This is a genomic window from Winogradskyella costae (genome assembly GCF_013403865.1).
Lineage (GTDB): Bacteria > Bacteroidota > Bacteroidia > Flavobacteriales > Flavobacteriaceae > Winogradskyella > Winogradskyella costae.
In genome coordinates this window covers 1,339,882-1,355,044 of the sequence record NZ_JABFDK010000001.1, presented here as the reverse complement: position 1 = coordinate 1,355,044, position 15,163 = coordinate 1,339,882, and the positions used below count along the sequence as shown (strand labels likewise).

Below are 15,163 nucleotides of genomic sequence, written 5' to 3'. Positions count from 1 at the left end.
CTGCTTTCGCAGGAATTGTGGACATAACAGAATACATAAAACTAGTCTTCACAGACTACACCTTAAGAACCATCACACTAGGAACAGCAATTTTAGGGGCTGTTACAGGTATGTTAGGAAGTTTTGCGGTACTCAGAAAACAGAGTTTATTGGGAGATGCCATTTCTCATGCCGCATTACCAGGTATTGCCATAGCTTTTTTAATTACAGGTTCAAAAGACAGCAACACGTTACTAATAGGAGCTTTAATTAGTGGCTTAATAGGTACCTTTTGGATTAGAGGAATCGTCACCAAAACCCATTTAAAATCTGATACGGCTTTAGGCTTAATTTTATCCTTATTTTTTGGTTTTGGGATGTTATTACTAACTTTTATTCAAAAACAACCCGATGCCAACCAAGCTGGATTAGACAAATACCTTTTTGGACAAGCCGCAACATTAGTGGAAAGTGATGTATGGTTAATGGCGATTGTTACAGGCTTATGTTTAATAGTCATGCTCACCTTTTGGAAAGAGTTTAAAATTCTATTATTTGATGCGGATTATACCAAAACACTCGGTTTTAATACCAGATTCATTGACATTCTAATTACGACATTCATTGTTTTAGCGATTGTCTTAGGACTTCAAACCGTTGGAGTTGTTTTAATGAGTGCTATGCTCTTAGCTCCTGCTGCTGCCGCGAGACAATGGACGAACAGCTTATCAACTATGGTGTTTTTGGCTGCTATTTTCGGAGCTTTTTCTGGAGTATTTGGTACAGCCATTAGTGCGAGTCAAGATAATTTATCTACAGGTCCGGTAATTGTTTTAGTGGCTGGTGTTTTTGTGATGTTTTCATTTATATTTTCTCCGAATCGTGGATTACTGTTTAAACAAATTCGTTTTATAAAAAATCGTCGCGATTTAGAATTACATAAAACCTTAGCCTTTATGCATCATATCGCCGAAACTCACGAGGATATTTCGCATCCGCACACTATAAAACTTTTAAATAATTTTCAAGGCTATACACGATCTACGCTTCAAAAATTAGTAGATAAAGATTATGTTCAACTCGATGGAAACATGTGGAGTTTAACCAAAACAGGTTTTGAGGCCGCTGCCAATTTATACACCAAACAATCTACTGAAGATGAGTAACGCACAACTTGAAATACAATTGATTGCGAGTCTAGTTGCTGTGGCCTGTGCCATTCCAGGAACGTTCTTAGTCCTCAGAAAAATGGCCATGATTAGCGATGCGATTAGCCATTCCATCTTACCAGGAATCGTAGTTGGATTTTTTATTACACAAGATTTAAATTCACCTTTATTAATTCTTCTTGCTGCATTAACAGGAATTATAACAGTAGTTTTAGTAGAATACATTCAAAAAACAGGTTTAGTAAAAGAAGATACCGCTATTGGATTAGTATTTCCGGCTTTGTTTAGTATTGGTGTGATTCTTATTGCTAAAAATGCCAATGATGTGCATTTGGATGTCGATGCCGTTTTGCTAGGCGAATTAGCTTTTGCTCCTTTCGATAGATTACTAATTGCAGGAATTGACGTAGGACCAAAATCACTTTGGGTAGTAGGCACCATTTTATTAATTACACTCACCTTATTAATCCTATTTTTTAAAGAATTAAAAGTAAGCACATTTGACAAAGGCCTAGCAGCTTCTCTTGGATTTTCACCAGCGATTATTCATTACGGATTAATGTCTGTGGCTTCCGTTACTACTGTTGGATCTTTTGATGCTGTTGGCGCCATTTTAGTAGTGGCTTTAATGATTGCTCCTGCTGCTGCTGCTTATTTACTAACCACAGATTTAAAGAAAATGCTGGCTTTAGCAATAAGTTTTGGGATTTTCAGTGCCATTTTTGGCTATTGGGTCGCACATTGGTTAGATGCGTCTATTGCAGGATCTATAACAACTGTTCTTGGTTTAGTGTTTTTATTAGTCTACTTGTTTGCACCATCAAAAGGCATCATTGCTGTAATGTACAGAGAAAAACAGCAACGCACCGAAGTGTCTTTATTAACCTTTTTATTGCACTTAAAAAATCATGATGAACTTGAAGAACGCCACGTCAATCACTTAAGAGAACATATCAATTGGCAAAAAGTACGTGCTAAAACCGTTCTCGATTTAGCACAAAAAAATAACATGATTTATATTGAAAAAAATATTGTGTCATTAACAAAAAAAGGTGATGAATTTACATCTAAAGCCATTGACTACATTATGACCAACGAAGATGCTCAGATTGAAGACATGAAGGATGATTTCTTTTTGTTTAGAGGGTAACACCAAAATATTTATCATTCCTTTGAAATAAAATTGAAAGCATCATCATCTTTTAGCGACTTAGCTTAATATTTTTAAACCATCATGAATATACTGAATTACTTTACTGGTAAAAACGGATTACTCATCATAGGATTTATTGTGTTGTGTGTTTTCATTTACAATAAGTATAAAACACAACGCTACTTTAAATACATTGAAAAACGACTAAAAGAAAAAGAGAATAAAAAATAGATTTACTTAAAGCCACGCTCCTTCTGAATATGCTCATAAGCTTCTTGCACTTGTCTAAATTTAGCTTCGGCACCTTCTTGATGTTCTTTCCCTAAATGACCAACACGATCTGGATGGTATTTCATCGCCATAGATCGATATGCTTTTTTAACAACATCATCGGAGACGGACTTATCAATTTCAAGAATTTTATATGCATTATCACTACTGTTATAAAACATAGCTTTAATACTCTCAAAGTCCTTGTTGCTTATGCCTAAATACCCTGTAATGGTGTAAATCTGTCGCAACTCATCCTCAGTAACTAAACCATCCGCTTTAGCAATTCCGAATAAAAAATGAAGTAATTGCAAACGCGACGCATGGTCCATCATTTGCCTGATTTGCACACAAACTTGGCGTGTAGAAATATTTTGTTTGGTTATACGTTTAAACAATTCAAAAGCCTTATTCGCTCTATCTTTACCATACATGTTGGTAAATTGTTGACGCACAAAGTCGAGTTCGCGTTGATCTTGTTTGCCATCGGCTTTAATAACAATAGAAGCCAAAATTAAGAGGCTCACTTCGAAATCACCAGATTGTGTTTGTGACTGGGATGTGCGCTGACCATAATTAGGAACTTTTCTATACGTATCCCGTTGATTTCCTGCTTGACGGTCACCAATTAAAGGCGTTCCACTATCAGTTAAATTATCGACAAAACTACCTAAAGCCAATCCTATAATAGCACCTATTGGACCTCCAAAAGACCAACCTAAAGCACCACCAATCCATTTTGCAAAACTCATAATTTATTTTTGATTTTCTAAAGTTGCAAATATACTATATGTTAGTTGGATGAAAATGTAAATTGTTACGTTTTGTAGTTAACCTTTTGCATATAAGCTTATCTTATATATATGACAAATTCCTAATAATTTAAAATTCACACTTTACAATTTAGACGCACTACTATAGAAAACCAAAATAGCACCATTTAAAGTACGAACGGAAGACTAGCAAAGGCCTACTATTTTTCATTATCTTTGCACTTCAAATTAAGATTAATTAAAATATAAAAATATGTATCCAGCAGAATTAGTAAAACCAATGCGTGAGGATTTAACCAATGTAGGTTTTGAAGAATTACATACATCAGAAGCTGTAGAAAATGCTATTGCAAAAGAAGGTACAACATTAGTTGTTGTAAATTCAGTTTGCGGTTGCGCTGCAGCAAATGCAAGACCAGGTGCCAGAACAAGCTTGGATAATGCAAAAAAACCAGACCATATCGTTACTGTTTTTGCAGGTGTAGACAAAGAAGCTGTTGACGCAGCAAGAGCACATATGATTCCTTTTCCTCCAAGCTCGCCATGTATGGCTTTATTTAAAGATGGAGAATTGGTACATATGTTAGAACGTCACCATATTGAAGGACGTCCTGCAGCATTAATTGCTGAGAATCTTAAAGATGCTTATAATGAGCATTGTTAATAGTTATCATTATTAGGAATGAAATAACGTGGTCACCTTTCTAAGAAATCAGATGATTACCATCGTTTAAAAAAATTCAACATTTCAGTGACCTAAAATTAGAAAAACCACGATTTTTATCGTGGTTTTTTTCTTTTAGTGATTTCCTAAAAGACCTTTGCCTATGCTCATAAATTTAAGTGTAGCAACCTTAACTTTAGTTAAAACTTATAATTCATAAGCGACTCATTGGAACATAATTTCTAGAATAATTTTAGACGATTCTATACTAACATTGCGAAATAGATTTAGTTGTGAAGACAATCAATGTATTCCTATTTTTTTAAAGTTACAAACCTTAAGATTTTGATTATTTTTGCTTTAATAAATATATTGTTGTGCAAAAACTATTAGCCTACCCCCTCTCCGTTTTATATTATATATGCTTTGGACTCACCTTAGTTATATTTCACCCTATACAATGGCTTAGCTTCAACCTATTTGGTTATAAAGCCTTAAAAAAAACAGTAGACCTATTACAGTTTTTCATCATGCGCTGTCTTAATCTATTAGGAACCAGAATCTCCTTCTATAACTCGTACGATTTGCCTACAGACAGACCTATAATTATCGTATCTAATCATCAGAGCATGTACGACATTTCTCCTATAATGTGGTATTTGCGCAAACACCATGTAAAGTTTGTATCTAAAAAGGAATTAGGAAATGGAATTCCGAGTGTATCTTATAACTTGCGTCATGGAGGTTCTGTTTTAATAGACCGAAAAAATCCTAGACAATCACTCTCTGCGATGATGACCTTTGGAGATTATATTGAAAAAACAAAAAGAGCAGCGGTAATTTTCCCAGAAGGCACGCGTAGCAAAGATGGTACACCAAAACCTTTTAAAACGAAAGGATTAGAAATGCTTATTAAAAAAGTTCCATCCGCACTTATTGTTCCTATTACGGTTAATAACTCATGGAAAATGTTACGCTATGGAAATTTCCCAATGGGAATAGGAAATCATATGAAATTTACCGTTCATAAGCCCATAGAAATTATTAACTTTACAAATAAGACTGAATTAATTGAGCACGTTGAACAAACCATTGTTGCTACTATTGAGAATTAATTACCAAAAACAACATTAAGATGTCTCTAAAAAATGTAAGATTAGAAGTGATGCAACATCTCGAAAAAGATGTACAATCGCTAATTGAAAAATATTTAATTCCTGTTGAAAAAATCTGGCAACCTACGGATTTCTTACCAGACTCAACTAAAGATTCATTTTTTGAAGAGGTAAAAGAAATTAGAGCACTTTCTAAAGAGCTACCTTACGATTTTTGGGTGGTTTTAGTAGGTGATATGATAACCGAGGAAGCCTTGCCGACTTACGAATCGTGGCTTATGGACGTGGAAGGTATAGACCAAGTAGAACCAAATGGCTGGTCTACATGGATAAGACACTGGACAGGTGAAGAAAACAGACATGGAGATGTTTTAAATAAATACTTGTATTTATCCGGACGTGTTAATATGCGCGAGATAGAAAAAACCACACAGTATTTAATTAACGACGGTTTTGATATTGGTACTAGTAGAGATCCTTATAAAAACTTCGTTTATACAAGTTTTCAAGAATTAGCGACTTATGTTTCTCATAACCGTGTGGCTAAAATAGCCAAACAAAAAGGGAATAAACAATTGGCTAAAATGTGTAAAATTATTTCTGGAGACGAAATGCGTCACCACCATGCTTATTCTGAGTTCGTAGAGCGCATTTTTGCTGTAGATCCTAATCAGATGATGATGGCTTTTCACGATATGATGAAACGCAAAATTGCAATGCCTGCACATTTCTTAAGAGAATCTGGTGAAAGTATTGGAACCGCTTTTGAAGAATTTTCTAATACAGCACAACGACTTGGTGTTTACACCTCTAACGATTATGTAGATATCTTACAGAAACTGATTGATCGTTGGGAAATAGGCAAAATGACAGGACTTAATGAGGAAGCTGAAAAAGCAAGAGACTATTTAATGAAACTACCTCCAAGAATGTATCGCTTGTCTGAACGTATGAAAATTCCTGAGAATTCATTTCAATTTAAATGGGTTGATCCTGCGTAATCATTTGGTATGACAATTTCTGATGCACAACTTATTGAAGCTACCATAGATTTCGTTAAAACCGAACTCAATAATGCTGAGGGAGGGCACGATTGGTTTCATATAGAACGTGTTTACAAAAACAGTTTGCTAATTGCTAAGCATGAAAACGTAAATATTACAGTCGTTTCACTAGCGGCTTTACTTCATGATATTGCAGACCCCAAATTTCATAATGGAGACGAAGCACTTGGCTCTAAAATAGCCAGCACCTTTCTTTTAAAACACAATGTAGATAGCGAAGTTATTGAGCATGTTACTCAGATTATAGATCATATGTCTTTTAAAAATTCATTTGATTTACATACATCATTCACTTCCAAAGAAATGGAAGTTGTACAAGATGCCGACCGTATAGATGCTATTGGAGCTATTGGTATTGCACGTTGTTTTAACTATGGAGGTTTTAAAAACAGAGCCCTTTATGACCCCAAGATAAAGCCTAATCTTAGCATGACTAAAGCTGACTATAAGAACTCAGAAGCGCCAACAATTAATCATTTCTACGAAAAATTGCTATTGCTAAAAGATCAGTTAAATACTAAAACAGGCCAACGCATTGCTTTAGAACGCCATAAGTATATGGAAGATTTTCTAAAACAGTTTTTTGCAGAATGGGACGGTGAGAAATAAATTTATTAGCTCTCTTTAGCCACCTCTAAGGCCGTTAACTTATATTCAATTTCAGCCATTTCTTGTCCGTAATGAATAATTTCATCTGCAGATAAATTACTATTAGAATTTACGGCATCCAAAATATCCTGACCTTTTTTAGAATAGTACATCATAGCAGTATCAATTTTCTTACCCATAAAAATTAAATTATAATTATTGAACCATTAATTTTAACTTACCTCTATATTTAGAAGCACTCTTACCTGTAAACTCTTTAAATAGTTTATTAAAGTGCGAAAAATTATTGAAGCCACATTCAAAACTAACATCTGCTATACTCATTTGACTTTCCGAAAGTAATTTGGTCGCATGTACAATACGGTATTCATTAACCAACTTAGTAAATGTTTTGCCTGTTACTTTTTTAAAATACCGACAAAATGCAGGGACCGTCATATTTACCTTATCGGCAATTTCGTCTAAACTAATATGCTCCTGGAAATTTTGATTTATATGCTTAATAACAACATCAATCTTAGCACTATCTTGCGGTTCGGTTTCAAAGGCAAAACCATCTACATTTAACAAGGTATAATCTTCACATTTGGCCAAGCCATGAAGTACTTCAAGAAATATTAATATTTTTTTGAAGCCTTCTTTTTCATTTAACTTTTCGATCTTTTTACCAAATTTTTGCTTTGTTTTAATCCCAAAAAGAATACCCTTTTTAGAACGTTCAAACATTTTATAAATATCCTCCATTTCTGGAATATCAAAAAAATGTTCACCTAAAAACTCTGGCTTAAATTGAACTATAGTTTCACTACCATTAATTGTAAGACGATCTGTAAACCCATTGTGAGGCAGATTGGATCCTAGTAATAACAATTGACTATTATTAAAATAAGATAAGTGATTTCCTATATGGCGTTTCCCTTGGCCTTTATTTACATATACCAATTCCATCTCTGGATGAAAGTGCCAAAAGGGCTTACTTTCTCCTGTATATACATCGTTCTTTTTTACTTTAAGAGAACTACCAAATTCGGGGCTAATTTTCTCTAACGTAGGTTTCCTTGTATTCATCATAGATTTATTGCTGCAAAGTTAAGTCTATTTAAGATGAAAACCTATATATAATTACCAATAATATATTCTATTTTATCCGTATATACTTTCTGAGACAATCATAAGGTTAATTTTACATACAAATGCACCAAAATCGATGTTTTCCTGAACCTAAAGACTTTATACATTTGTAGTGTTAAATCATTATAACTGATCATAAAAAAAATGCGCATTTTAAATGTCTGTTATAATCCAAAAAATGAAACAATAAGAACCAAGCCTACTGAGAGTTATATCACAAAAAACAGACAAATAGCAAACAGTATCTCACACTTTAAAATCAATAAATTGAAACATATGAAAACATTATTTAAAAACATTTTAGTATTAGCTGTGATGTTAGGAACATGTACAAGCTACGCCATTACAACATTAGAAGTAACACCCACTTTTAATAATGTAAAAAAAGGAAATTCAATTTCAGTAACTGATGCTTTAGGAAAAATAGTATTCAGTGGTCTTATTAATTATGATGGTAATATCAGCCACCTTTATGATTTCTCGCAATTACAAGATGGTATATACATTATTGAAGTTAATAAAGACTTTGAAATTGATATTGATACTGTAGAGGTAAAAAACAACGAGGTTAATTTTTTAAGCCACAAAAGCGAAAAGATTTTTAAGCCTGTGTTTAGAGTTGAAAAAGGCAAAGTCTTAATTTCAAAATTAGCTTTAGATGCTTCTGAAATGAAAATTGAACTTTATTATAGCAATGAGTTAATACACTCTGAAACCATTAATGGAAGTGGAGTATTAAATAGAACCTACAAATTAGATCAAAATATAAGCGGAGAATATACTGCAATTGTAAGATCTAACGACAGAGTATTTATTAAAAACTTCGAAATATAACATATATTTAAAAACAATTTATTTTAAAAGTGGACCTTTTGTGGTCCACTTTTTTTTTGATTAAAACTAGCGTACTTATCCCTATATTATAGTGTCTTTTCACAACCATAATCACCTTATTACTAGCAACTAATACCATTATTTATTAAGAATACCCAAGCGTAATGGCCTAAATAAACCTATAGAAGATTACCATCAATATATACTATTTTAACCCACAAAATTACCACCTAAAATCCTAAGGTTAATTTAGCATATAAATGTGCCAAAATCGTTGTTTTCTACATTCTATAGCTGTCCTAAATTTGCAGTGTTGAATCGTTTGAAGCTGGAGTCTCAAAAAATTGCTATGAACTAAATTATAAATCCAGCTTTTAAACGATTAAAATTAAAGATTATGAAAACAGCATTTAAAACAATTTTAGTATTAGCCGTAACCTTAGGATCATTGACGAGCTATGCCAACGCAAAAACAGATGTTATTCCTACTTCAGATTTAGTTAGTAAAGGAGATCATATTTCTGTATCAGATGCATCAGGAGTGGTACTTTACAGTGGTAGTATTAATTTCAACGGAAACATACAGAATCTTTATGATTTTTCACAATTACAAGATGGTGTTTACACTGTTGAAGTGAATAAAGATTTCGAAATAAATATTAACTCTATAAAAGTAAAAGCGCATAAAGTTACATTTTTGGAAACTACAAATAAGCAGATTTTTAAGCCTGTATTTAGACTTAATAACGCTCAACTTATTATTTCAAAATTAGCTGTAGATAGTAACGAAATGGATGTTGAATTGTATTTCAAAAATGAAATCATCTATTCTGAAACTATTAAAGGTAGTGACGTATTAAACCGTGTTTACAAATTAGACCAAAACCTTAAAGGCGAATACACTGCTATAATCAGAGCAAATGGTCGTGTGTTTGTTGAAAACTTCAAAATTTAGATTATTGTTTATTTATTAGTTTATTTAGTTAAAAGTGGGTTGTAGAGAGCCCACTTTTTTTTTGTTTAAAACAGTTTCATTTGCCCATTTTTAAAAGGCTCATGAAGCTTTGTATTTAATACAGGCATCACTTTATTATTAAAGTACTTTAACCTCGCCAATTTCACTAAATCATTAATCTGTTGTGCAATTTGCCCTTCACCACGCATTCTCACTCCATACCTGCTTTCATTAAGCGTGCCGCCATGGCAATTCTCAATTTGTCTCAAGACTTTATCAGCCTTGTCTGGCATTGTTTTTCTTATCCAATCGCTAAAAATTTCTCCAATAGCTCCATTTAATCTTACAATAGTGTGCCCAATACTTAAAGCTCCGGCTTCTGAAACGGCTTTTGCCATTGGTAAAATCTCATGACTATTTATTGATGGAATAATAGGTGCCAACATCACATTTATAGGAATACCACTATCACTTAATTCTTTTACTACTTGAAGTCGTTTTTTTATGGTTGCAGTTCTCGGTTCTAAAATTCGTCTAGTATCTTCTGATAGCGATGTTATAGAAACATTTACTGATATTAAATTATCCTCTGCCAAGGCCTTTAAAAGATCTAAATCTCTTAAAATTAAAGCATTTTTGGTAATGATACTTACAGGATGTTTATACTTTAAAAACACAGCTAAACATTGCCTAGTGATCTCAAATTGATGTTCTGCGGGTTGGTAACAATCGGTATTACCCGACATAACAATGGTCTGTGCATTCCAACTTTTCTTTTTGAGATGGGCTTCTAATAATTTAGGAGCGTCTTTTTTAACTAATATCTTACGTTCAAAATCTAAGCCAGCACTATAACCCCAAAATTCGTGCGAATTTCTTGCATAGCAATAAATACAACCATGTTCGCAACCTTGGTACATATTCATGGAATAGGCCATACCAACATCTGGACTTGCTACTTTATTGACAATTGTCTTTGGAAATACATTAAGATATTGAGTTTTGTTTTTATCTACAGTTTCACCTTCTTTATGGCAAAACTCCAGAAAATCGTCTCGTATTTCGTAAGACAACTCAAAAAAACGATTATGTGTATTTTGCTGTGCGCCTCTACCTTTAATTGTGGATTTGGGATGTATCATACCCTAAAATTAGTATGAAAAACAGCTGAACGTGGCTACAGGTTGTAGTTTTAACTTAATTAATTATGGTATCCAAAACCGTATTAATTTTTGTATCTAACACTATTACTTTGGTGTTTTACTCAAAACTAGAAAGAACAGTTTAAATACCAGAAGGTGCATTATTTAAAGCACTAAAAGAAGATACTAATGAAAGACGACATATTGATATCTATAACTTTTACTAATAATAAAACTCTGAATCTGTCGATGGACAAACTCAGAGTTCAGATTTAAAATAATAGAGACTATTATAACAGCTCTAAAAGTGTTTATCTTTTGAGGCTTTAATTGATAATAGAACAACAACCATTGCTCCCGTAATTGAGGCAACAATATTAACTTCCCCTGTTATTAACCAAAATATCAATGATACCACTGTAACGGCTAATAAAGCTGCTAATAAGATGTAGATTACACGTTTCATAAGGACTAATAATTAATTTTGAAGAAAAGCATTTACATTAAAGCGAACCAACTACAACTCTATAAGTTGTATTTAAAAATTGCTCCTGCATTTAATATGCCACCAGGAGCAATACTACTGTAAGTTGAAACAATCCTAAGGCCATATTGCAGTTTGCTCTTTAAACCAAATAAGACTTGAACACCTAAATCAATCCCTAATCCATTATCGTCTTCAAGATTTAGCTTCTTATCAAAATTAACGTAAGACAACCCAAATATAGATTCAAACTTAGAGGTTTCAGATTTTCCGAAATCATAATTTACTTGAAAAGCATACTTGTCTAATTTATACTTTAAGTCTAAATCCTTATTTTCCATTGTTGCATTAGACGCACTTAGTACAAGAGTTATATCAGAATTTAAGTTGTAGCCTAATAAACCTTCAATGTTTAGCCCCACATCCTTTTGCATAAACTGCTCACTTAAATCAAACCCTAATGTAAATTTTGATTGAGCGAATAGGATACAATTAAACAGAAAAAATGCAATAATAAATAATCTTGTTTTCATGGTTTTTAGTTTTAATTATTAAAATAGATTTATATAAATTAGATTGTTAGTTGATAATCTTGATTTAAGTATTTTTCATTCTATTATATAAAAATCAAATACTGTTTATTTTAGTATTAGCGAAGCCATCACAGCTTTTTCCTTATGGAGTCTTTTTTATTAAATTTTAACTGTTTAGTTTTATCTAATATTTAGTTCCTCTAAATTTTGGTTAGAAGCATATAGGTTAACGCCAAAAATGTTGTTATCACTAAAGTTGCAACATATTGACACTGTAAATGTAACATGAGAAAAAGAGGTAGGATTACGGTAAAACCGTACTATATGTTAACGTTAAAAAATGGTTGAAATTAAAGTAGGCCGAGTTTGCGTACTTCTCTTAAAATATCTTCATCGTTACCTTTGGTAATACCTAAGACATCTTTTATAATAGATTTACGTTTTTCTACAGCACTTTGGGAAAGCGACAGATGCGTAGGTAGGTTTTTTGTCTTAATACCTTGTGCTAAAAGTTCAATGATTTTCCTATTGGTAGTATCTAAAAGTTCTTCCTTCGATATGAGTAGTTTTTTTGCCTTCTTTACGCTTTCAGAAAAGTAATAGTTTCCTTTTGTGATTTCAGAGAACGCTTCTAGTAGTTCTTCTCCATCTATATCACTTTTAACCAAAAGTCCTTGAGGGTTTACTTTTTTTAGCACATTATATAACACTATAGCTTCTGTATGCGAGGTAATAATTGCAATTCTTGTTTCTGGAAAATGACTTTTTATTAAACGTGCAACATCCTCTCCGTTAAATAAGTTTTGATCCTCATAGGGCGGAATACTGTAGTCTATTATGGCTAGTGCAAACCGATTTTTACTCTGAGTTGTTGTTATAATCTTATATGCCTCTTTACAATTATAACATGCCGTAATATTAAGAAACTCATTGATATCGCTTAAAGACAAAATACTTTTATAGCCATCTATTTGGATAGGATGGTCGTCAATAATCAATACTTCCATATAGTAGTTCTAAAATAGATAGGTGCAAAACCAAATATAAAAAAATTAATCAATACCTATCTTTGGATTCAACTTAATCCTTTTTAACAAAAAGTATTAAAAGGTTTTGGGTATAGAAATTGAAAGTGTCGTGCCTAAATTAGGTTGCGAGACTATTTTTAGTTCCGCATTTATTTTACTAGCTCTTTCCTTCATATTTTTAAGACCAATACCTTTTGATTTGATAGTATTAGAAAAACCTACACCATTATCTATAAGCTCAATAACAAGATGTGTTTCGGTTTGCTCCATCTTTACTATAACCGTATTGGCTTTAGCATGTTTTTTAATATTATGTAATCCCTCTTGGAATATACGGTATACTTCAATTTTAGTAGAGTTAGATACAACCTTCCAGTCTATAAGTTCATCAAAATATAAATTGAGTTTTAATTTAGAATCACCAGTAATATTTTCAAACAAACTTGAAATCATTTTAGTAAAATTCACTTGATCTGAAAACAAGTCTTCACTTAGATTATGCGAAATAGCGCGTATTTCTTTTTCTACGTCCTGTAAACTTTTTATATAGGGCAAACACTTTTCAACAGTTTCTGCATCTTTTCTTTTGTTAAGCACAAATAGATTTAAACGAATACCTGAAAGCTTACCTAAAATACCATCATGCAATTCTTGAGACATGCGTTTTTTTTCAAAATGCTTACCTTGCTCTATTTTAAATTGCTCTTCTAACATTAGGTTATACAAGCTCTCATTGGCTTCTAATTCCTTTTGAGCTAGAAGTAATTCTTTGTTTTTTAATTTTCTGGCTCTATTGATATAGACCATAACGGATATTACCAAAATGAGTACACTCAATAGTGTTGCGACCCAAAATCCTTTATCCGCTTTGTCTCTTTCTTTTTCAGCAGATTGTTTTTCTTTTATTAAATTTTCGGTGTTAAACTCAATTAGGGCAAACTTTTCTTGTTGGTTGCGTTCGTTTAAAGTAATGCTATCTTGTAAGGTTAAATAGGTTTCGTACCATTGTCTTGTTTTTTTTAAACTATCGGTTTGTGCCATTAAATGTAAGGCTTTCAGCTCCTCTCCTAATTGTCCATTTTTCCTAGTGGTATAGTATGCCTTTTGTGCAAAATAAAAAGCCGAATCATTATTTTTTATATCCTTATAATACTTCGCCAAAAGCAACTCTCCCGTACTACGAGACGGCGAATTTACACTGTCGTGCACGCGCAACGCTTTATTAAAAAGCGACATCACCTTATTTTTTTTTAATCTATGTCTATTGTATGCCCAATTTTCTAAGAAATAGGCATAATTTATAGGGTTTTGTTTGGGAAGTATACCTAAGTTATCCGCTTTCTCAAAATAGGTTTCGGCTTCCCTATATAATCCTTGATCCATTTTTAAAATGGCGATATTAAGCAACGACTGAGACTTTAATCTTAATTGATACGTTTTTTGCTTTTCATTAAAATGGTCTGTTGCATTAAGCGCTCTATTATGGTAGTCAAAAGCTAAATCATATTTTTTGGTTTCAGCAAATAATTTACCCAAGGTATTATAAACCCCATATTTGGAAAAATAATTATTATCACTTTCCACTATTTCTAATGCTTTAATTACATATTTTTCACTCTCTGTATAATTTTTAACTGATTTTAAAATTAACGATAGTGTAGATAATGCACTTTTTTGGGTTTCATTATCCTTTGCACTAGAAAAATAAGTAGAAGCCTTATAACTATAATAAAAAGCACTATCCATCTTGTTTAAGTGTAAATAGTATTTCCCAAGATACATATTGCTTCGGGCAATTATGAAAGTATCCCTAGCTCTTACAGCTAATTCATTTGCCATTTTAGCACTCTTATAACGACCTTCATGATTATTAATACTATAATATCTATTAGCAACTTTCAAATAATTTCTTCTTCTTGTAGAATCATTCTTGCGTTGGTTAAGATAATTATCAATGTTATTAATAGCTGCTTCTCTAGTATCAAGAGTTAAAGAATTATTATACGCCACTTTAAACAAAGAATCCACCTCTTTAGGTAAAGGTGGCTCTTTGCTTATGTTTATTTCTTCTTTACAAGAGAATAAAACAAATATGGCTAATAAGAAAAATAAATACTTTTTCATTCTCTAAAAATAAAGAAATAGAAATAACAGGATACCCCATTACGGTAAAACCGTACATTTTGTTAAACTATTAGGTAGGAAAGAAAAAAACCTCTGTTAATTGACGTTATATGATTTTCAATTAACAGAGGTATAA

Annotated in this window: 16 protein-coding genes; 8 read left to right on the top strand and 8 right to left on the bottom strand. The window is 32.4% G+C overall.

Annotated features, from left to right (window positions below):
* Window positions 1-17 precede the first annotated feature (17 nt).
* A complete protein-coding gene (locus tag HM986_RS05780) occupies window positions 18-1,145 on the top strand; it encodes a metal ABC transporter permease (protein WP_179334096.1) in 1,128 nt (375 codons plus the stop codon).
* On the top strand, window positions 1,138-2,298 hold the full coding sequence (locus HM986_RS05775) for a metal ABC transporter permease (RefSeq protein WP_179334095.1): 1,161 nt from the start codon (window positions 1,138-1,140) through the stop codon (window positions 2,296-2,298). The genes HM986_RS05780 and HM986_RS05775 overlap by 8 nt, the downstream gene beginning before the upstream one ends.
* Before the next feature lie 236 nt (window positions 2,299-2,534).
* Here HM986_RS05775 and HM986_RS05770 read toward each other — a convergent pair whose 3' ends face one another.
* A complete protein-coding gene (locus HM986_RS05770) occupies window positions 2,535-3,323 on the bottom strand; it encodes a TerB family tellurite resistance protein (RefSeq protein ID WP_179334094.1) in 789 nt (262 codons plus the stop codon).
* 274 nt (window positions 3,324-3,597) lie between these two features.
* Between HM986_RS05770 and HM986_RS05765 the strand changes: the two genes are divergently transcribed.
* The 4 genes from HM986_RS05765 to HM986_RS05750 all read left to right on the top strand — a co-directional run bounded on the left by HM986_RS05765 (window position 3,598) and on the right by HM986_RS05750 (window position 6,796).
* A complete protein-coding gene (locus HM986_RS05765; RefSeq protein WP_179334093.1) occupies window positions 3,598-4,008 on the top strand; it encodes a BrxA/BrxB family bacilliredoxin in 411 nt (136 codons plus the stop codon).
* Window positions 4,009-4,385: 377 nt separating this feature from the next.
* A complete protein-coding gene (locus HM986_RS05760; protein WP_179334092.1) occupies window positions 4,386-5,123 on the top strand; it encodes a lysophospholipid acyltransferase family protein in 738 nt (245 codons plus the stop codon).
* A gap of 20 nt (window positions 5,124-5,143) precedes the next feature.
* A complete protein-coding gene (locus tag HM986_RS05755; protein ID WP_179334091.1) occupies window positions 5,144-6,124 on the top strand; it encodes an acyl-ACP desaturase in 981 nt (326 codons plus the stop codon).
* 9 nt (window positions 6,125-6,133) lie between these two features.
* Window positions 6,134-6,796, top strand: a complete 663-nt coding sequence (locus HM986_RS05750) for an HD domain-containing protein (protein ID WP_179334090.1) — start codon at window positions 6,134-6,136, stop codon at window positions 6,794-6,796.
* A 5-nt stretch (window positions 6,797-6,801) separates the two neighbouring features.
* Here HM986_RS05750 and HM986_RS05745 read toward each other — a convergent pair whose 3' ends face one another.
* Complete coding sequence (locus HM986_RS05745) at window positions 6,802-6,975, bottom strand: hypothetical protein (RefSeq protein ID WP_179334089.1); 174 nt, start codon at window positions 6,973-6,975, stop codon at window positions 6,802-6,804.
* Between the two features lie 16 nt (window positions 6,976-6,991).
* Window positions 6,992-7,864 (bottom strand): AraC family transcriptional regulator, encoded by an 873-nt coding sequence (locus HM986_RS05740; RefSeq protein ID WP_179334088.1) that lies wholly within the window; start codon window positions 7,862-7,864, stop codon window positions 6,992-6,994.
* 339 nt (window positions 7,865-8,203) lie between these two features.
* Between HM986_RS05740 and HM986_RS05735 the strand changes: the two genes are divergently transcribed.
* Window positions 8,204-8,761: a hypothetical protein gene (locus tag HM986_RS05735; protein WP_179334087.1), complete on the top strand. Its 558-nt coding sequence runs from the start codon at window positions 8,204-8,206 to the stop codon at window positions 8,759-8,761.
* A gap of 397 nt (window positions 8,762-9,158) precedes the next feature.
* Entirely contained in the window at window positions 9,159-9,716 is a 558-nt protein-coding gene (locus HM986_RS05730) for a hypothetical protein (protein WP_179334086.1), read from the top strand.
* Window positions 9,717-9,781: 65 nt separating this feature from the next.
* On the opposite strand, the gene HM986_RS05725 is transcribed toward HM986_RS05730, so the two are convergent.
* The 5 genes from HM986_RS05725 to HM986_RS05705 form a co-directional block, all read right to left on the bottom strand.
* Complete coding sequence (locus HM986_RS05725) at window positions 9,782-10,858, bottom strand: PA0069 family radical SAM protein (protein ID WP_179334085.1); 1,077 nt, start codon at window positions 10,856-10,858, stop codon at window positions 9,782-9,784.
* 301 nt (window positions 10,859-11,159) lie between these two features.
* Entirely contained in the window at window positions 11,160-11,324 is a 165-nt protein-coding gene (locus HM986_RS05720) for a hypothetical protein (protein ID WP_179334084.1), read from the bottom strand.
* Window positions 11,325-11,383: 59 nt separating this feature from the next.
* Complete coding sequence (locus tag HM986_RS05715) at window positions 11,384-11,875, bottom strand: hypothetical protein (protein ID WP_179334083.1); 492 nt, start codon at window positions 11,873-11,875, stop codon at window positions 11,384-11,386.
* A 350-nt stretch (window positions 11,876-12,225) separates the two neighbouring features.
* Complete coding sequence (locus tag HM986_RS05710) at window positions 12,226-12,882, bottom strand: response regulator (RefSeq protein WP_179334082.1); 657 nt, start codon at window positions 12,880-12,882, stop codon at window positions 12,226-12,228.
* A gap of 96 nt (window positions 12,883-12,978) precedes the next feature.
* Entirely contained in the window at window positions 12,979-15,027 is a 2,049-nt protein-coding gene (locus tag HM986_RS05705) for a tetratricopeptide repeat-containing sensor histidine kinase (RefSeq protein ID WP_179334081.1), read from the bottom strand.
* Window positions 15,028-15,163 lie beyond the last annotated feature (136 nt).